Consider the following 18,297-nt stretch of genomic DNA (forward strand, 5'->3'; position numbering starts at 1 on the left):
CGTCGTTTTTTCCAGCCAGGCGCAATGACTGCAGGCGGCACCTTATTGATAAAACTCAAGCGGGCGACGGTCTGCAGGCGTAGGAATGATGGCTGAGGCGGCGCAAGCCTGAGACGTTGAATGAAACGCCTCCGCCTGTGCTCCTGGCAGTCGACGTGATGCTGCACGTCGGGTAATCCATCCTGATGGGGATGACCGTCATGAACACCCCTTCCCAAGACATGCTCGATAGTCTGTACGGCTTGCCTGCGCACATTGACCAGGCCGCCATTACCCCGCTCTTGCGCCAATACGCCGAGCCCCTGCCGGAGCTGGATTCGCCCGCTTTCGGTGAAATGTTCGACCGCTACGCGGAGGCGCGTGTGGTGATGATCGGCGAGGCCAGTCATGGCACCAGCGACTTCTATCAAGCCCGTGCAGCGATCACCCGAAGGCTGATCGAGCAGCACGGGTTCAATATCGTTGCCGTTGAAGCCGACTGGCCGGACGCGGGCCATGTCGACCGTTACGTGCGCGGGTTGGCACACTCGGCCTGGAAGCGCCATATCTTCAGCCGATTCCCGACCTGGATGTGGCGCAACACCGAAGTGAAGGGATTCGCCCACTGGCTGCACCAATTCAACCACCAGCACGCCCCGCAGCGCCGCGTCGAATTCCGTGGCCTGGACGTTTACAGTTTGCGCAACTCCATTCATGAAGTCCTGAGCTATCTGGACCGGGTCGACCCGCAGCTGGCCCGTGAAGCTCGCCAGCGCTATGGCTGCTTGACGCCCTGGCAGGATGATCCGGCGCGCTACGGTCACTTCGTCGAGCGCGGTGGCCTGATGCCGTGTGAGCAGTCAGTGGTCGAACAGCTCAACAGCCTGCTGGCCGAGCAACTGGCCGGGCTTATCAAGGACGACGAGGCGTTCTTCGATGCGGCGCAAAACGCCCGGGTGGTGCTGGCGGCGGAACAGTACTACCGCGCGATTTATCGAGGTTCGACGGCCTCCTGGAACCTGCGCGACCGACATATGTTCGATACGTTGCGCGCGCTGCTTGAACACCGAGGCCCGCAAGCCAAGGCCGTGGTCTGGGCGCACAACTCCCATATCGGCAATGCGGCAGCCACGGAGATGGGCTGGAAGGGCCAGTTCAATATCGGTCAACTGTGCCGCAGTGCCTTCGGGCGAGAGGTCGTCCTGATCGGCATGGGCACTGATCGTGGCCAGGTGGCTGCGGCCGATGACTGGGATGGCGACCTGTTGATCAAGGATATCCGGCCGTCGCGCCCGGACAGTTGGGAGTATCAGTTCCTCAAGGCCGGCGTCGCCGCGTCATTGACCGACTGGCGCGATCCACAGCGAAAAGAACTGCGTCGAGCCCTTTCCAAACCCTTGCTGGAGCGAGCCATCGGTGTGATTTATCGCCCCGAGAGCGAGCGTGGCAGTCACTACTTCGAAGCGGTGCTGGCCGAACAGTTCGACGCCATGATCTGGATCGAGCAAACGAAACCGGTAACGGCGCTGCCACTGCCGAAAAGCCAGGAGCTGGAACCGGAAGACGAAACCTTTCCGTTCGGTGTGTGAGGCCGGTCAACGAATGCCAGCCCCTTCTATGGAGGGGGGGCGTGCAGATACTTCTCAAACCAGTCGCCAGCAAGCCTGGCGACTTCCTCGAGGGCACCGGGCTCTTCAAACAGATGCGTGGCGCCAGCCACGACTTCCAGGCGCTGCTCACACTGCAGGGCACGACTGCTCTGGCAATTCAGGCCGAACACCACCGGGTCCTGTGCGCCGACGATCTGCAGGGTCGGTGCCTTCACCCGAGACAGCGCAGGCCCCGCCAGATCGGTGCGCCCTCCCCGGCTGACCACGGCGTGCACCACATCCGGCCGCGCGGCCGCGGCCAGCAGCGCCGCGGCCGCGCCGGTACTTGCGCCGAACAGGCCGACCCGCAGCGATTGCAACTCCAGGTCCCGATCGATCCAGTCGAGCACCTCAGTCAGGCGCCTGGCAAGCAATGCGATGTCGAAACGCAGCTCCCGGGTCCGGTTATCCAGGCGTTGCTCGGTCTCCGTGAGCAGGTCGAACAGCAGCGACCCCAGCCCGCGCCTGGCCAGCGACTCGGCAACGTACCGATTGCGCGGGCTTGAACGGCCGCTGCCACTGCCATGAGCGAAGACCACCAGCGCCCTGGCGCCCGGAGGCAGGCGCAAATCGGCTGATAGTTCGATGCCCTCCAGGTCCAGCTGTCGAACTCGAGGTTCAAACATCGCGAGGCTCCTGGGCCGAGGGACCGGGAACCGATTCCCGTTGCCAGGCGCGCTGCAACAGATCGATGACCTCGGTATCCGACGTCTGGGAAAAATCCAGGTACCAATAGCCGATCGACATCATCCACTCGGGGGTGAGCGGGCAGACCAGTTCATCCACTTCGCTGCGCAGCGCCTCCGCTGTCTCAAGCGGTGCAACCGGCACCGCAACGACAATGCGCGCCGGTGCTTGCGCACGCACCGCGTGAACCGCCGCCATCATCGAGGCGCCTGTGGCCAGGCCGTCGTCGATCAGAATCACCACCTGATCCTTGAGCTGCAACGGTGGACGGCCCTCCCGGTAAACCTGTTCACGACGCAACAACTCCTGCGTTTCCCGCGTGACCACGGCATTGAAACGGGCTTGATCGACTGGATGGGCACGCAGGGCGTCTTCATTGAGGATCTGAATGCCGCCGCTGGCTATGGCGCCCATGGCGAACTCCTCGCGAGAGGGTACGCCCAGCTTGCGGACCAGCATCAGGTCCAGGCGAATGTCCAGGGCCCTGGCCACCTCATAGGCAACCGGAACACCGCCACGGGGCAAGGCGAGGACAATGACATCGGGCCGATGGGCATATTCGAGCAACGGCTCCACCAGGCGGCGACCGGCATCTGCCCGATCGCGCAAGATGGTTTGCAATGAAGGACTCTTGGACATCGGAGAACTTCCTCAGGCGATGACGGCGCTCGCCGCGTAACGTGGGGATGCGGCCTTCCCTATATCGCCAAGACGCTGCAAGGCACCTGATAGAGGATATGTTCGGTCGTGCTGCCCAGCAGCTTCTCCAGGCCCCGGGACTGGACTCGGCCCATCACGATCACATCCACCTGCTGCTGATGGGCGAATTCGCTCAGCACCGGAACGGGGTGGCCCTGGATGAAATGCCGGCGGTCAGAGGACACGCCATACCGACCGGCCAGCTTGAGGAACGATTTCTCCATGTCCCTGAGCTGCTCCTTAGTGAGGTCGGCAAGTGTCAGCCCGCCCATGTCGGCCAGATAGGCGGCTGAAATATCGCAGGCATACAGCAGGTGCAGCTCGGCGTCGCACTGCATGGCAAGGTCGCAGGCCTGCTTGATGATCCGCTCATTGAGCTCGTCGCCCTGTGGCTCGGAACTCGAAGCATCGACCGCCGCCACCACCTTGCGCGGCATGGCATGGCCACCTTCGCCAACCAGATAGACCGGTATCGGGCAATGGCGCAGCAAGCGCCAGTCCAGCGGGGTGAAAAACGCGCGCTTGAGTGCCGGTTCGTGCTGCACTTGTTTGATCAGCAAGTCGGGCTGCATCTCCATGACGTGATCGAGAATGTCTTGCTGCAGGTCATCGGCCCAGGTCACCTCTGTCGTCACCACCAGCCCCTTGTCGCGCAGGTTTTTCGCCTGTTCCTTGAGCCAGTCGCGATGGTCTTGCAGGTAATCGGCGCGCGCCTTTTTCCGGTCGCCTTCTTCGAGCAACGCCAAGAGTTTCCAGGAAGGCATCAAGGCACAGACATGCAGGCTCGCTCCGCTGGCCTTGGCCAGGGCTGCGGCATGGTTGATGACCTGGGAGTGACGCAGGGCCGGGTTGATGATCAGCAATAACCGTTGATACTGGCTCATGAGCGGGCTCCGGGCAGATGGGTTTCAACGCCTGCCGTGGCCCTTTCGACGGCCGCCGCGGCGTCCTCGCTGGCGCAGGCACCAGCGCTTGCAATCCAGCGTCCTCCGTCGATGCCCCCTTGGCGTTGATTTATATCAAGTGCCCGCGCAAGGCAGGCAAAATGCCCCCTCCGGCCCGGACACCCGGCCTGTTATCCAGCATATTTATCAATATCAATCAGGGCGGGAGCGCCCTTCTTCACCCATGCGCGAGTACGACCCGGCTCACGGCCATCACTCAGGGAATGGTGGCTGGGCAGGCGATTCCTTTTCCGGAATATCGGTCATGGTCGCCTCGGTCAGCAGCAAGATACTGGCCACCGAAACGGCATTTTCAAGGGCAATGCGCACCACTTTGGTCGGGTCGATAATGCCGGCTTCGTACATGTCGACATAGCTGTTGGTGGATGCATCGAAGCCAATGCTCCCAGGTTCCGCCAGCATGCGCGCAACGACGACGCCGGCGTCCACCGACGAGTTTTCGGCGATGAGCCGCGCCGGGGCTTCCAACGCCCGACGCAATATCTGCAGACCGGTCCTGGCATCGCCCTCATGCAAGGTCTCCTCGGCGGCAACCGTCGGGACAGCCTTGAGCAGGGCCAGGCCGCCCCCCGGAACGATGCCTTCGGCAATCGCCGCCCGGGTCGCCGAGATCGCGTCATCCAGTGCATCCTTGCGGGCCTTCATTTCAACCTCGGAAGGCGCCCCGACCCGGATCACTGCGACACCGCCAGACAACCTGGCCAGCCGCTCCTGAAGTTTTTCCCGGTCGTAATCGCTGGCAGAACTGCCCATTTGCGCGCGAATCTGTTGCAGGCGCGCCTCGATAGCTTCACGGCTACCTGCCCCGCCAATCAGCGCCGTGCTGTCTTTTTGCACCACGACTCGATGCGCGCGTCCTAACTGGCCCAGTTCCACCTGTTCGAGGCTGACGCCCAACTCGTTGGAAACCACCGTTGCCCCTGTCAGGACAGCCATGTCCTGAAGTACCTCCTTGCGTCGGTCACCAAAGCCTGGCGCCTTGATCGCCACTGCGCGCAGGACACCCCGTATCTGGTTGACGACCAGCGTGGTCAACGCCTCTCCTTCGATGTCATCCGCGATCAACACCAGGGGTTGCCCGCTTTTGGCAACCAGCTCAAGCAATGGCAGCAAGTCCTTGAGTACGCCGATCTTATGGTCGCAGAGCAGCAAGTAGGCGTCATCGAGCTCGACCTGCATCTTCTCGGTATCGGTGACGAAGTAAGGCGAGACATAACCCCGGTCGAACCGCATCCCCTCCATGACCTCGACCACGGTCTCGGTGGTCTTGGACTCTTCGACGCTGACGACGCCTTCAACGCCCACCTTTTCCAGAGCGTCAGCCACCAGTTGGCCGATGACGGCATCGTTATGCGCCGACAGCGAGGCCACCTGTGCCTTTTCCCTGGGCGTGCCCACCGGCCGCGACTGGGCCTGGAGCGACGCCACGACCAACGACAACCCCCGATCCAGGCCGCGCTTGAGGTCGATCGCACTGGCTCCCGCAACGACGTTGCGTATGCCATCGGCCAGGATCGCATGGGCCAATACCGTTGACGTGCTGGTCCCATCGCCTACCGCGTCGCCTGTGCGCTCGGCCGCTTGACGCAGCATTTGAGCCCCGAGGTTTTCCTCGGGGTCGAGCAGGTCGATGCGCTTGGCAATCGTCACGCCATCATTGCAGACCGTCGGATTGCCCCACTTGTTCTGAATCAGCACTGATTTCGATTTCGGGCCCAGCGTCACGCGCACGGCGTCCGCCAACTGTGTGGCGCCACTCAGGATCTTCTCGCGAGCAGCAGCACGAAACACGATTTTACTGTGAGCCATGAAGTCGCTCTCCTACCCGTTCGATAGTCCTTTCAGCTTCCATGAAACAGCCCCTGAAACCTTGACTTTCATCAACAAACCCACGTTGTCGGCGAGCCCCTGCGCCACGCATAAAGGCCAATGCGCGGATGACCGATGACGAGTGCCGTCAAATGCTGGGGCCGGCTTCACACGACTAGCGCCAGTCGAGATAACGGAACAGTTCTTCCTCCTGATCGAAATGCAGCCTCACGAGGGTGTCCAGGCGAATCAACTGATGCTGAATCTCCTCGGCAGAAGCCGTGGCGGGGTCGGCACTGAAGTCGGCGCTCATGCGTACCAGCAAATGGATAAGGCGAAAAATTTCCCGATGGGCGTGGCTCATCGTCGACAGGGGGTCCTCGCCCGGCAGGCTGCGAGTCAGCAGCGGGTACAGGGTGTTTTCATCGTCGCGCTCATGTTGCGCCAGCGATGTCTGCAGTTTTCCAACCAGTTCCCGCAAGTCGGCCTGCGCCTGCTCAAGGGGGCGCCGCGAAAAGTCACTGGCCAGTTGATGCAGATCGCTCAGCACTGCGGCCAGTTGCTGGTGTTCGTCTTGCAGGCGATCGATATGTTCTGCGGCAAGCTTTCGTGGGCCCGTTCCCTGCAGAGGTCCCAATGCACGCAGGGCGTTAATGATGATCAACACATCAATGCCCTCCTGCACAACGGCACCGACAAGCGGTGGCAGGTAACCGAGCGCAGCCACGACCATGGCCAGCAATGACATGCCCATGCCGACCCATACGCCCTGCCGGGCGATCCGGCAGGTCCGGCGAGCGATGTCCAGCGCATCGACCAGACGGTCCAGGCGATCGACCAGCAATACGACACCCGCCGCTTGCGCAGATGCCGTGGCACCGCTGGCGCCCATCGCCACACCGACATTGGCCGCCGCCAGCGAGGGGGCATCGTTGATGCCGTCGCCGACCATCAGTGTGCTGGCACGCTGGCAGCCCTGCTGGACAGCCTGCACTTTATCCTTGGGCGTCAACCCGGCTCGCAGCTCGTCGATCCCGGCAGACAGGGCAATCATCTCGGCGGTTTCCAGGCGGTCCCCGGTGAGCATGACGATTTTCTCGATGCCTCGGTTGCGCAATCGCCGCAAGGTTTGCGGGGTTTCTCGGCGCACCTTATCCGAAAACACCAGCAGGCCAGCCAGCTCCCCGTCCACGTCGATGAAGCTGCCACTACACGCCAGGTAATCCATGTGGCGCAGCATGGCCGTGCTCCAGTCAGTCGCAGGCGCTTGTTCATGTGCAAAAGACAAGGTGCCGAAACGCACGCGCCGGCCTTCGACCAGACCACAAAGCCCCGAGCCAGGATGTTCCTGAACCTCCCGCGGAGCGCTGAGTGATAAATGGTGTTGATGTGCCGCCTCGACCATTGCCTGGCAGATCGGATGCGTCGAAGCCTGCGCCAGCGAGGCGGCCAGGCCAAGCAGGTGCTGGGGATTGGCCAGCCCGTTGACCTCTATCGACTGCAGGCGCGCATGGCCGCTGGTCAGTGTGCCGGTCTTGTCGAGAAACACCTGCCTGATCCCGGCCAACGCCTCCAGGGTCGTGCCGTCCTTGATCAATATCCCGCGCCGCGCCGCCCTCGAAATGCCTGACATGATGGAAATCGGCACCGCCAGGATCAACGGGCAAGGTGTGGCGACCACCAGGACCGCCAGCACCCGCAAGGGATCGCCACTCATTTGCCAGGCCACGGTGGCGATCAGCAAGGTCAGCGGAATGAACAGCAGCGCATAGCGGTCGGCCAGGCGCACAAAGGGTGCGCGCGAACGTCGTGCCGTCTCCGCCAGCCGCACTATCCCGGCATAGGTGCTTTGCGCAGCCGTTCGCGTGGCGGTTAACAGGAAAGGTGCGCCGACATTGGATACGCCACTGGGCAGTTGCTCACCTTGGCGACGGGTTACCGGCAACGACTCACCGCTGAGCGCCGATTCGTCCAGGATGGCCGCGGGACTCAGCAGGCGACCATCGACCGGTATCACCTCCCCCAGGCGCACCAGCAATGTCTGCTGCGGTTGGATCTGCTCGACCGGGATCCTGCGCAAGCCGCCCTGCTCCTGCAGCCAGGCAAAACGTGGTGCCCGATCGATGAGCGCACGAAGCTCGCGCTCGGCGCGTTGCCTGGTGAAGAACTCCAGGGTGCGTCCGGTAGCCAGCATCAAGGCAATCACCGCCGCCACCAGCATCTGCTCCAGGACCAGTGCGGCGACCATCGACATCAGCGCGATCAGGTCTACACCCGCCTCGCGCCGGGCCAGGCGCTGGGCAATCTCGACGAGCAGGACCAGGGCCATCACCAGGCTGCCTGCGGCCCAGCCTAGCGATGCCCAGCCGGGCTTCTGCGCCATGTACGCAACGCCACCGGCCAGGAGCGTCAACACGCAGAACAGCAATAGCAGCGGGTTCAGCCACTTGCCGAACATCGAGGAGAGTTCCTCAAAAGGCGATTCGCATTCAGCGCTGGGAAAACCGTTGTCCTTCATAGGATTACTCTCGTCGCCCCCACGACGCCTCGATCGGTGAGTGGCAACACCGGGGGGGTTGTCAGAGCGATGAGCTTGCAGGCTGGTCGGCAGCCGAGAGCTCGACGCTGTCGCGGTACTCCGGCACCGAGACCGACCATCCCAGCTCCTGGCTGATGCGGCGGCGCAGTACGTCCGAGGCGTTGGGTTCGCCGTGCACCACGAAGGTGTGTTTCGGCGGCCGCTTGAACCCGCGCAACCACTGCATGATTTCATCGGCGTCGGCGTGCGCGGACAAGGTTTCCATCGGCACGACTTCGGCGCGGATCGGCACATCCTTGCCGTGGATACGCACCGACTCGGCGCCTGCGACTATCTGCGCGCCGCGGGTGCCGCCAGCCTGGAAGCCCGGTACCAGCAACGTATTGATCGGGTTGGGGGCCAGCGCCTTGAGGTGGTGAACCACCCGGCCACCGGTGGCCATGCCACTGGCGGCGATGATCACCGCGGGCGTGCGCTGCAGATCCAGGTTGATTGATTCCTGGGTCGTGCGCACGAAATGCGCGACATGGCACATGCCTTCGCACTCCTCCTGGGAGAGGCGGTGCTCACTGCGAAAACGCTGGTACAGGCGTGTGACATCGGTGGCCATGGGACTGTTGAGGTAGATCGGCAGGTCGGGGATCGCACGTTTCTGCAACAGCCGGTACAGGTGATACATCAGCAATTGCGCGCGCCCTACCGCAAACGACGGTACCAGGGTGATGCCACGGCGCATCGCGGTTCGGCTGATGACCTGTGCCAGTTGCTCTTCCGGTGACTCGACGGGATGCCGGCGGTCGCCATAGGTCGACTCCACCAGCAGATAATCGGCGTGCTCGATGGTTTCCGGGGCGAACATCAAAGGGTCGTTGGGCCGCCCCAGGTCCCCGGAGCACACCAGCGTGATGCCGCCGGCCACGACTTCCACCGTGGCCGCGCCGAGAATATGCCCGGCGCAGCGCAACTGGATGCTCATACCCGGGACGATATCGACCCGGTGGTGCAACTCCAGCGGCCGCAGCAGCTTCAGGGCGCGCTCCGCATCCTGCTCGGTATAGAGCGGCAACGCCGGGGTGTGTTTCGAGTAGCCATGGCGATTGGCGAACTCGGCCTCTTCCTCCTGCAGGCGGCCGCTGTCGCGCAACAGGATTTTCACCAGCTCACAGGTGGCGGCCGTGGCATACACCGGGCCGCGGTAACCGTTGCGCGCCAATACCGGCAGGTAGCCGCTGTGATCCAGGTGGGCATGGGTCAGGACAATGGCGTCCAGCTCGCGAACCGGTAGCTGGAACGGGTCCCAGTTATGCAGGCGCAATTGCTTGTAGCCCTGGAACAGGCCGCAATCGATCAGTACATGCTGGCCTTCATGCTCCAGCAGGTACTTGCTGCCGGTGACCGTACCGGCCGCGCCGAGAAATGACATTCGCATGCTTGTCTCCTTGAACCTTCATGGGAACGCTATTGATCGCTCCTTTCGCCCTGGCGACCGTTGATTTTTATCAACCGTGGCTGTGCCCGCGGTCATTTCAGCCGGCCTCGGCGGGCGGCTTGACCAGCATCAGGCTGCAGGGGGGATGGTGCAGCAGGTTCTCGGCGGTACTGCCGACGAAAACCTCGACGCCGTGGCGGCAGGCCGTGCCCAGCACGACCATGTCGAACACGTTCCGGCGGGCGAAATGGCCGATCACCTGATGGGGGATGCCAGCCAGCTGATGTCGGTGTTTCTGCTCGACCCCATAGCGCTCGGCGAGCAGATCGAAGGCCTCTTGCTGGGCATCGTTGACCGCATCCCGCAGGCTGTCGTCCAGGCTCGAGGTCGGCACACTCGTCACCGTGTCGCCCACCACCGACCAGTTGCTGACATTGAGCAGGTGCACGGTCGCGCCGCAGGACGTTGCCAGCGTCGAGGCCAGGTCGAGAATCCGTTCGTTGAGCCCTTGGGTCAGTGCTTCCAGGTGGGACAGGTCGATGGCGGCGAGGATCTTCAACGGCCTGGGGTTTTCCGCACGGATGACCAGGTGCAAGGGGGCGGGACAGTCACGCAGCAACAACCAGTCCAGAGGCCGATGGAACACCCGGTCGAGTGCCGGCACCGGCTGCATATCCTTGATCACCAGGTCCGGGTAGAAGTCGTTCACGTATTCAAGCACGTGGGCCGGGCTCAACCTGGCCCAGACCACTTCAGTGGTCACCTGCCCTCCTTTGCATCGCTCAAGCCTGGCCTGTTGCTCGAGCCAGTGGCGGTGCACCTGCAGGTAACCTTCCCGGGCCTGGGTCATCGCGTCGTGGTCGAACAGGCCGGCCACCGCCAGTGCGTTGACGTAATCGAACGCGACAATATGCAACATCGCACCTGTTGCGTTGGCCAGCGCCTGCGCCCGCTCGAATGCGGGGGTGCGAATCATCTCCGTCGGCGCAATGAGCAGTAAACGTTGTATTTTCAACATCACACACCTCGTCCTGGAAACGCTTTACCCGTGTAGCTGCCAGCCCGGCTTCCTGCCGGGAGCATCGTTCAAAAATCATTCATTACTTGCGGGTCGCCTTATCGAGCATCCGACGAGCACGTTCATTCGCCTCATCCGCGGTCCGTTGCGCCTGGCTGGCCGTTGCCTCTGCCCGTTCCGCTTTCAAATAAGCTTCATCGGCCCTGAGCCTCGCCGTCGCGGCGTTGTTTTCCGCGGACTCCAGGCGCGCGTCGATTTCCTGGGCATGTCGCTGACTGCAACCGGCCGTCGTCGCCAACACGATGCCCAGCAGTACAACGGGCAAGTGCTTATCCATGGTTTCCCCCTCAGTCGATTACGACTGGATAGCTTCAGGCTGTGCTTCGAGTATCGGGCGTTATCGAGCCGAGCCTCTGATCTTTATCAACTAATACCGGCTAGCGATCAGCGGGCGGCGTCAGCGAAGCCTTGTTGATTTAGCTCAATGTCACAGCGTCGCTCAGGCGTAAAAAAACCAGAGAGGCCGGTTTATGACCCGGACAACCAACGCATCAGCCAAAGGACACCATCATGAGCGACCTGAATCTGCGTAAATTCATTCTGGAGGAGCTGGAGTTCCAGCCCGATATCGATGCCGCCAACATCGGTGTGACAGTGGAGAACGGTGTGGTCACGCTCACTGGCCACGTCAACAGCTACGCCCAGAAAATCAGTGCCGAACGTGCGGTAAAAGGCATCAAGGGAGTGCGTGCGCTGGCCGAGGAAATCCAGGTCAGGCTGGAAAAAGGCGCCGGCACGGCGGACGACACCATTGCCAACCGAGCCTTGAACATCCTCAACTGGAGTTCAGACGTACCTGAAGGAGACATCAAGATCATGGTACAGAACGGCTGGATCACCCTCGAAGGCGAAGTCGACTGGCAGTACCAGAAAGAAACCGCGGAGCGGGCGGTACGTAAATTGTCTGGCGTGGTGGGCGTGGACAACCAGCTCACCCTGCGTCCGCGAGTGGATGCCGGCGATATCCGGCAGCGTATCGAGGACGCCCTCAAGCGCAATGCGGAAATCGATGCCAAGGCCATTCACATCAAGGTCGACGGCGATGTGGTAAAGCTTGAAGGCAAGGTCCATTTGTGGCGCGAACGGCAGATAGCCGAACGAGCTGCCTGGTCGGTGCCGGGAGTAAGGAAGGTAGACGATCATTTGCTGATTGCCTGAATCGATCACCCGGGGCGCCCACGGCTTCCCCGGGTGATAGGCGGCCTGTCCGGCCCCCATGCCCTCTCCGTGAGCCAAGGCCATGAACAAAAGTCACCAATGGAACCTGTCCTACTTCGTGATCGCGTTGGCCATGGTCGCCCTCGCTCAGTTTCTCTTTTTCGATCGTCATGCCGTGCAGGACATTCCTTACAGCCAGTTTCTGCAACTGCTGAACGAGCAGAAGGTCAGCGATTTGCGGATTGAGAAGGATCGGATCAGCGGCAAACTGCAGCCCCCCATCGATGGGCACGACCGGTTCTCGACGGTGCGGGTCGAACCGGCGCTGGCGGCGGATCTTGCCCGATCGACTGTCGGATTCAGAGGCATCAATGAAAACACCCTGATGAGTAACCTGCTGGGGTGGTTGCTACCTTTTGTCCTCATCATGGCGGTCTGGCACTTCCTGTTTCGCGGGCTGGCGGAAAAACAGGGCCTGGGTGGATTGATGAGCATTGGCAAGTCCCGGGCCAAAGTGTTCGTGGAGCGCGATACCGGGGTGACCTTCGCCGATGTCGCGGGCATCGATGAAGCCAGGGCCGAACTGGTGGAGATCGTCTCGTTCCTCAAGGACAAGGCCAGGTACGCGCGCCTTGGGGCGCATATTCCCAAGGGGACGTTACTGGTCGGTCCACCGGGTACAGGCAAGACCCTGGTGGCCAAGGCCATCGCCGGGGAAGCCGGGGTACCGTTTTTCTCGATCTCAGGCTCCGAATTCGTCGAAATGTTCGTTGGCGTCGGCGCCGCCCGAGTGCGTGATCTGTTCGAGCAGGCCAGGCAGGCCGCACCCTGCATTATTTTCATCGATGAGCTCGATGCCCTGGGCAAGATGCGGGGTATCGGCGCGTTCGGTGGCAATGACGAAAAAGAACAGACGCTCAACCAGCTTCTGGCCGAGCTGGACGGATTCGATCCCCGCGAAGGCGTCGTCCTGCTGGCCGCGACCAATCGTCCCGAGATTCTGGACCCGGCACTGTTACGGGCGGGCCGGTTCGACCGGCAGTTGCTGATCGATCGCCCCGATCGCAAAGGCCGAGAGGCGATTCTCAAGGTCCACCTGAAAAAAATTACCGCGGCCGCGGACCTCGATTGCCAGCGTATCGCCGACATCACCACCGGTTTCACGGGTGCCGACCTGGCCAACCTGGTCAACGAAGCCGCCATCGTGGCCACCCGCCGCGGCGCCGAGTCGGTCCACCTCGACGACTTCACCTCGGCGGTGGAGCGCCTTGTCGCGGGGATCGAACGCAAGAGCAGCCTGCTGCACCCCGACGAACGCAAGGTGGTGGCCTATCACGAGATGGGGCATGCCCTGGCCGCCAGCAGCCTGCCGGCCATGGACCCGGTCCACAAGGTGTCGATCATCCCGCGCGCCGCCGGTTCTCTGGGCTATACCTTGCAGCGACCGACCGAGGACCACTTCCTGATCAGTTGCCAGATGCTCAAGGACCGGATTGTCGTGCTGATGGCCGGACGCGCCGCCGAGTTCCTTGCCTATGGTCAGATATCCACCGGCGCCGCTGACGACCTGGGGCACGCCACCGATATTGCCCGCCAGTTGATCACTCGGTTCGGCATGGACTCGACCCTCGGCCAGTCGGTACTCGAGCGGCAACCTGCAAGCTATTTGGGCGAACGCCTGCCGCGAGGTGGCGAGAGAGACTATTCGGAACAAACCGCCCGGGAAATTGACCTGGCCATCCGCGCCTTGCTCGATGAAGCCTATGACAAGGCCAAGACCCTGCTCCAGAACCGCCGGAACGACCTGGATGCCGGAGCCCGCCTGCTGCTGGAAAAGGAGACCCTGACTCCCGAGGAATTTCCACCGCTCCGGCCGTTGGTGCCGGCCCAGGCTTCGCAGCGGCTGAGCGCGCTCTGACACTCAAGTACCGGTCGCGGGCGTCCATTGCCAGTTCAGCACCTCGGGCATGTCCTGACCGTGTTCGATGAGGTAGAGCTTGTGTTTTTCCAGGGTCGACCAGTAGCGCGACCGCGCCAGCTGCAACTGATCATGCAGCCGGGGTACCCGCTCGATCACGTCCAGCGCCAGCTGGTAACGATCCAGGTTGTTGATCACCGCCATGTCGAACGGGGTGGTGGTCGCGCCCTCCTCCTTGAAACCACGCACATGGAAACGCTCGGGATTGTTTCGCTTGTACAGCAACCTGTGGATCAGCGCCGGGTAACCGTGGAACGCGAAGATCACCGGCTGGTCGAGGGTAAACAGCTCCTCGAAGGCGCTGTCCGGCAAACCATGGGGGTGCTGGTATGAGGGCTGCAGCACCATCAGGTCGACGACATTCACCACCCTCACCCGCAGGTCCGGAACGTACTCGCGCAGCAGGGTAACGGCGGCCAGGGTCTCCAGGGTCGGCACATCGCCGGCGCAGGCCATCACCACGTCGGGGTCCTGGTCATCCCGGCTGGCCCAGTCCCATCGACCGATCCCGGCCTGGCAATGGCGGATGGCCGCATCGATATCCAGCCACTGCCACTCCGGTTGCTTGCCGGCCACGATGACGTTGATGTAGTTGCGGCTGCGCAAGCAGTGATCGGCTACCGACAACAGGCAATTGGCGTCGGGTGGCAGATAGATTCGCGCAATATCGGCCTTTTTGTTCGCCAGCAGGTCGATGAACCCCGGGTCCTGGTGGGAGAAGCCGTTGTGGTCCTGGCGCCAGACATGGGAAGTCAGCAGATAGTTGAGCGAGGCCACGGGTTTGCGCCACGGCACCTCGGCGGCGGTTTTCAGCCATTTGGCGTGCTGATTGACCATCGAATCGACGATATGAATGAACGCCTCGTAGCAGGACAGCAGGCCGTGCCGCCCCGTCAGCAGGTAGCCCTCGAGCCAGCCTTCACAGACCTGTTCGCTGAGGATTTCCATCACCCGACCGTCAGCCGCCAGGTGGCTGTCATCGGGCTCTTGTGGATCCATCCAGGCCTTGGCACTGACCTCATAGACCGCGTCCAGCCGGTTCGAGGCCGTTTCATCCGGGCCGAACAGGCGAAAGTTACGCGACAGCAGACTGTTTTTCATCACGTCGCGCAAGAACCTGCCCAGCACGCGGGTGGCCTCTGCCCGCAGGCAGCCCGGCGCCGCGAGCGGCACGGCGTAGTCGGCGAACCGTGGCAGATCCAGCGACCGCAACAACACGCCGCCATTGGCATGGGGGTTGGCGCTCATGCGCCGGTGTCCGGTGGGCGCCAGTGCGGCAAGCTCGGGCAGCAAGGCACCGTTGGCATCGAACAGCTCGTCGGGACGGTAGCTGTTGAGCCACTCCTCGAGCTGGCGCAGGTGCAGCGGCTGCTGGAAATCGGCCAGGGGCACCTGATGCGCACGGCAGGTACCCTCGACCCGATGGCCGTCGACGAATTTCGGCCCGGTCCAGCCCTTGGGGGTGCGTAACACCAGCATGGGCCACAGAGGCCGCTCCGGAGCCTGGTCCTGGGTATTGCGGCGGGCGATGCGCTGGATCTCGCGAATTTCCTGCAGCACCGTGTCCAGTGTCCTGGCCAGCGCCTGGTGCACCTCCATCGGGTCATCGCCTTCGACGAAATACGGGTCGTAGCCATAGCCATACATCAGGGCCGACAGCTCGTCCTCGCTGATCCTGGAGAGCAGCGCCGGATTGGCGATCTTGTGGCCATTGAGGTGCAGGATCGGCAACACCGCGCCGTCGCGCGCCGGGTTGAGGAACTTGTTGGAATGCCAGCTGGCCGCCAGCGTTGCCGTTTCCGCCTCGCCATCGCCGATGACACAGGCCACGATCAGGTCCGGATTATCGAAGGCGGCGCCGTAGGCATGGGCCAGGCTATAACCCAGCTCGCCGCCTTCATGGATCGACCCTGGAATCTGCGCCGAAACGTGGCTGGAGATCCCGTATGGCCAGGAAAACTGCCTGAACAGGCGGCTCAGGCCGCTGGCGTTGCGCCCCACCTCCGGATTGAGCTCGGTGTAGGTGCCTTCCAGGTAGGTCTGGGCCACGACAGCCGGCCCGCCATGACCGGGGCCGGCGACAAAGATCATGTTCAGGTCGTACTGGTTGATCAGCCGGTTGAGGTGCGTGTAGATGAGGTTGAGCCCCGGCGTGGTGCCCCAGTGCCCCAGTAGCCGCGGCTTGATATGAGCCAGGGCCAGCGGCGTCCTCAGCAGCGGGTTGTCCTTGAGGTAGATCTGCCCGACCGCCAGGTAATTGGAGGCCCGCCAGTAGGCATCCAGCGTCTCCAGTTGTTCCGCACTCAGGAAACCGCTCATGAAGTTCTCCGCCAGGGCCCGGCCCACCGATCAACATGCATCGATTCTGGGAGCCTGGAACGCTCAGGACTTGATTTACATCAAGCACCGATGAAGCCATTGAAGCTGAATAAGCCATCGTTCCATCGACGCCGTCTTGACCAGGCCCTTCCACTCGTCGCCTGCTTTTTGCCAGCAGCCGGACGGCCCGCCCTAGCGAGGTTCAAGGACTATGCTTTACCAACCGATAGAGGGGTCTTATGGCATGCCGGACGCCCGGACGCACCCGAACCATCATCTCAAGACTGCCTGTGCCAACTGCAGCGTCCTGGAGCTGTGCCTGCCGCTTGGCCTGACCGGGCACGAAATCGAGCGCCTGGACACCCTGATCGTGCAACGGTTCAAGGTCAGGAAAGGCGCCGCCCTCTATCGCGCCGGCGATCCATTGCGCTCGCTGTATGCCGTGCGTATCGGCTCGTTCAAGACCAGCGTGCTTTCACTCGATGGGCGCGAGCAGGTCACCGGCTTCCAGATGCCGGGCGAAATGCTTGGCCTGGACGCCATCAGCAGCGACATGCACACCTGTAACGCGCTGGCCCTCGAAGACAGCGAAGTCTGCCCTATCCATTTTGCCCACCTGGAAAAGCTCGCCCTGGAGCTGCCGTCGCTGCAGCACAACCTGAACCGGATCCTCAGCCGCGAGATCGTGCGCGATCACGACATGCTGATGATGCTGGGCAACATGAACTCCGACGAACGCCTGGCGGCCTTCCTGCTGAACCTGTCGCAACGCCTGAGCCAGCGTGGCTACTCGTCCAGGGACTTCATCCTGAAGATGCGCCGCGAGGAGATCGGCTCCTACCTGGGGCTGAGACTGGAAACCATCTGCCGCGGCATCGCGCACCTGCGGGACCAGGGGCTGGTGGAAATTTCCGGCCGGGAAGTCAAGGTCCTGAACATGGAGGGGCTCAAGCAATTGGTCGCAGGTTGCCACCGTTCAGCCCCGCGCTGATCCCTGGAAGCGTGGAAAACCATCATGCGCGCCATGGTCCTGCATATCCCCGGCGAGCCGCTGCGCCGGGAAGAACGCCCGGTCCCGGCACCCGGCCCCCAGCAACTGCTGATCAAAGTCCTGGCCTGCGGCGTCTGCCGCACCGACCTGCACCTGGTCGATGGCGAGTTGCCCCAGGCGGTGCTGCCACGGGTGCCGGGCCACGAAATCGTTGGCCAGGTGACCGCGGTGGGCGCCGACGTCGCGCCGGACTGGATCGGCCAGCGGGTGGGCGTGCCCTGGCTCGGCTGGACCTGCGGCGAATGCGAGTTCTGCCGCACGGGCCGGGAAAACCTGTGCGACCAGGCGCAATTTACCGGCTGTCACCTGGACGGCGGCTACGCCGACTACACCCTCGCCGACGCCCGTTTCTGCCTGCCGCTTCCCGAAGCGCTCTCGGCCACCCAGGCCGCACCGTTGCTGTGTGCCGGGCTGATCGGTTTTCGCGCCTTGCGCATGGCTGGCAACGCACGGCACCTGGGCCTCTACGGTTTCGGCGCGGCAGCGCACCTGGCGATCCAGGTGGCGCTGGGGCGTGGGCAGCAGGTGTATGCCTTCACCCGACCCGATGACCACGCGGGCCAGGACTATGCCCGGTCGCTGGGGGCCTGCTGGGCCGGCCCCTCGGACCAGCCCCCGCCGCACCCGCTCGACGCCAGCCTGATCTTCGCCCCCGTCGGCCCGCTGGTGCCGCTGGCGCTGGCCGTCACGGCCAAGGGCGGCTGCGTGGTCTGCGCCGGCATCCACATGAGCGACATCCCGGCATTCCCTTATCGACTGCTCTGGGGCGAACGCAGCGTGCGCTCGGTGGCCAACCTGACCCGCGAAGACGGCATCGCGTTCTTCGCAGAATTGCAGCACACCCCGGTTCACTGCGACGTCACCTGCTTCGCCCTGGACGATGCCAACCAGGCACTGGAGCATCTGCGGGCCGGTCAGTTCAACGGTGCAATCGTGCTCACCCCGTGACGCCCGAGC

General features: G+C 62.9%; 14 protein-coding genes. 5 read left to right on the forward strand and 9 right to left on the reverse strand.

Translation table 11 applies throughout. The features are described from left to right. The first annotated feature begins 200 nt into the window (after positions 1–200). Entirely contained in the window at positions 201–1,568 is a 1,368-nt protein-coding gene (locus tag DK261_RS28620; protein WP_028683969.1) for an erythromycin esterase family protein, read from the forward strand. A 26-nt stretch (positions 1,569–1,594) separates the two neighbouring features. Here the strand turns inward: DK261_RS28620 and DK261_RS28625 are convergent, their stop codons facing one another. The 8 genes from DK261_RS28625 to DK261_RS28660 form a co-directional block, all read right to left on the reverse strand. Then, entirely contained in the window at positions 1,595–2,254 is a 660-nt protein-coding gene (locus DK261_RS28625; protein WP_028683968.1) for a dienelactone hydrolase family protein, read from the reverse strand. Next, entirely contained in the window at positions 2,247–2,954 is a 708-nt protein-coding gene (locus DK261_RS28630; RefSeq protein ID WP_110177161.1) for a phosphoribosyltransferase, read from the reverse strand. The genes DK261_RS28625 and DK261_RS28630 overlap by 8 nt, the downstream gene beginning before the upstream one ends. A 59-nt stretch (positions 2,955–3,013) precedes the next feature. Next, the gene (locus DK261_RS28635; RefSeq protein WP_016702976.1) at positions 3,014–3,898 is read right to left on the reverse strand and encodes a universal stress protein; all 885 of its coding nucleotides are present in this window, start codon (positions 3,896–3,898) and stop codon (positions 3,014–3,016) included. A gap of 273 nt (positions 3,899–4,171) precedes the next feature. Continuing rightward, entirely contained in the window at positions 4,172–5,788 is a 1,617-nt protein-coding gene (groL, locus tag DK261_RS28640) for a chaperonin GroEL (protein ID WP_110177163.1), read from the reverse strand. 175 nt (positions 5,789–5,963) lie between these two features. Beyond that, a complete protein-coding gene (locus tag DK261_RS28645; RefSeq protein ID WP_053269089.1) occupies positions 5,964–8,246 on the reverse strand; it encodes a heavy metal translocating P-type ATPase in 2,283 nt (760 codons plus the stop codon). Positions 8,247–8,367: 121 nt separating this feature from the next. Continuing rightward, positions 8,368–9,756 (reverse strand): MBL fold metallo-hydrolase RNA specificity domain-containing protein, encoded by a 1,389-nt coding sequence (locus DK261_RS28650; RefSeq protein ID WP_028683965.1) that lies wholly within the window; start codon positions 9,754–9,756, stop codon positions 8,368–8,370. Positions 9,757–9,853: 97 nt separating this feature from the next. Next, positions 9,854–10,774, reverse strand: coding sequence for a universal stress protein (locus DK261_RS28655; RefSeq protein ID WP_028683964.1), 921 nt, complete (start codon positions 10,772–10,774; stop codon positions 9,854–9,856). An 82-nt stretch (positions 10,775–10,856) separates the two neighbouring features. Further along, complete coding sequence (locus tag DK261_RS28660; RefSeq protein WP_016702971.1) at positions 10,857–11,111, reverse strand: Lpp/OprI family alanine-zipper lipoprotein; 255 nt, start codon at positions 11,109–11,111, stop codon at positions 10,857–10,859. A gap of 233 nt (positions 11,112–11,344) precedes the next feature. On the opposite strand from DK261_RS28660, the gene DK261_RS28665 reads away from it, so the two are divergent. Further along, positions 11,345–11,992 carry a BON domain-containing protein gene (locus tag DK261_RS28665; protein WP_016702970.1) on the forward strand — a complete coding sequence of 216 codons (648 nt, stop codon included), beginning with the start codon at positions 11,345–11,347 and terminating at the stop codon, positions 11,990–11,992. Positions 11,993–12,074: 82 nt separating this feature from the next. After that, on the forward strand, positions 12,075–13,910 hold the full coding sequence (ftsH, locus tag DK261_RS28670; RefSeq protein WP_016702969.1) for an ATP-dependent zinc metalloprotease FtsH: 1,836 nt from the start codon (positions 12,075–12,077) through the stop codon (positions 13,908–13,910). Between the two features lie 3 nt (positions 13,911–13,913). Here the strand turns inward: ftsH and DK261_RS28675 are convergent, their stop codons facing one another. Beyond that, positions 13,914–16,289 carry a phosphoketolase gene (locus tag DK261_RS28675; protein WP_110177164.1) on the reverse strand — a complete coding sequence of 792 codons (2,376 nt, stop codon included), beginning with the start codon at positions 16,287–16,289 and terminating at the stop codon, positions 13,914–13,916. A 244-nt stretch (positions 16,290–16,533) separates the two neighbouring features. On the opposite strand from DK261_RS28675, the gene fnr reads away from it, so the two are divergent. Next, entirely contained in the window at positions 16,534–17,280 is a 747-nt protein-coding gene (gene fnr, locus DK261_RS28680; protein WP_009049010.1) for a fumarate/nitrate reduction transcriptional regulator Fnr, read from the forward strand. A 24-nt stretch (positions 17,281–17,304) separates the two neighbouring features. After that, positions 17,305–18,288, forward strand: a complete 984-nt coding sequence (locus DK261_RS28685) for a zinc-dependent alcohol dehydrogenase family protein (protein WP_038632365.1) — start codon at positions 17,305–17,307, stop codon at positions 18,286–18,288. Positions 18,289–18,297 lie beyond the last annotated feature (9 nt).

The sequence above is a fragment of the Pseudomonas sp. RW409 genome (assembly GCF_003184125.1).
GTDB lineage: Bacteria > Pseudomonadota > Gammaproteobacteria > Pseudomonadales > Pseudomonadaceae > Aquipseudomonas > Aquipseudomonas chlororaphis_I.

Excerpts from the sequence above, each read along its gene's own strand:
- DK261_RS28620 (WP_028683969.1), top strand. The coding sequence starts at position 201 with ATGAACACCCCTTCCCAAGACATGCTCGATAGTCTGTACGGCTTGCCT.
- DK261_RS28625 (WP_028683968.1), bottom strand. The coding sequence starts at position 2,254 with ATGTTTGAACCTCGAGTTCGACAGCTGGACCTGGAGGGCATCGAACTA.
- DK261_RS28630 (WP_110177161.1), bottom strand. The coding sequence starts at position 2,954 with ATGTCCAAGAGTCCTTCATTGCAAACCATCTTGCGCGATCGGGCAGAT.
- DK261_RS28635 (WP_016702976.1), bottom strand. The coding sequence starts at position 3,898 with ATGAGCCAGTATCAACGGTTATTGCTGATCATCAACCCGGCCCTGCGT.
- groL (WP_110177163.1), bottom strand. The coding sequence starts at position 5,788 with ATGGCTCACAGTAAAATCGTGTTTCGTGCTGCTGCTCGCGAGAAGATC.
- DK261_RS28645 (WP_053269089.1), bottom strand. The coding sequence starts at position 8,246 with ATGTTCGGCAAGTGGCTGAACCCGCTGCTATTGCTGTTCTGCGTGTTG.
- DK261_RS28650 (WP_028683965.1), bottom strand. The coding sequence starts at position 9,756 with ATGCGAATGTCATTTCTCGGCGCGGCCGGTACGGTCACCGGCAGCAAG.
- DK261_RS28655 (WP_028683964.1), bottom strand. The coding sequence starts at position 10,774 with ATGTTGAAAATACAACGTTTACTGCTCATTGCGCCGACGGAGATGATT.
- DK261_RS28660 (WP_016702971.1), bottom strand. The coding sequence starts at position 11,111 with ATGGATAAGCACTTGCCCGTTGTACTGCTGGGCATCGTGTTGGCGACG.
- DK261_RS28665 (WP_016702970.1), top strand. The coding sequence starts at position 11,345 with ATGAGCGACCTGAATCTGCGTAAATTCATTCTGGAGGAGCTGGAGTTC.
- ftsH (WP_016702969.1), top strand. The coding sequence starts at position 12,075 with ATGAACAAAAGTCACCAATGGAACCTGTCCTACTTCGTGATCGCGTTG.
- DK261_RS28675 (WP_110177164.1), bottom strand. The coding sequence starts at position 16,289 with ATGAGCGGTTTCCTGAGTGCGGAACAACTGGAGACGCTGGATGCCTAC.
- fnr (WP_009049010.1), top strand. The coding sequence starts at position 16,534 with ATGCCGGACGCCCGGACGCACCCGAACCATCATCTCAAGACTGCCTGT.
- DK261_RS28685 (WP_038632365.1), top strand. The coding sequence starts at position 17,305 with ATGCGCGCCATGGTCCTGCATATCCCCGGCGAGCCGCTGCGCCGGGAA.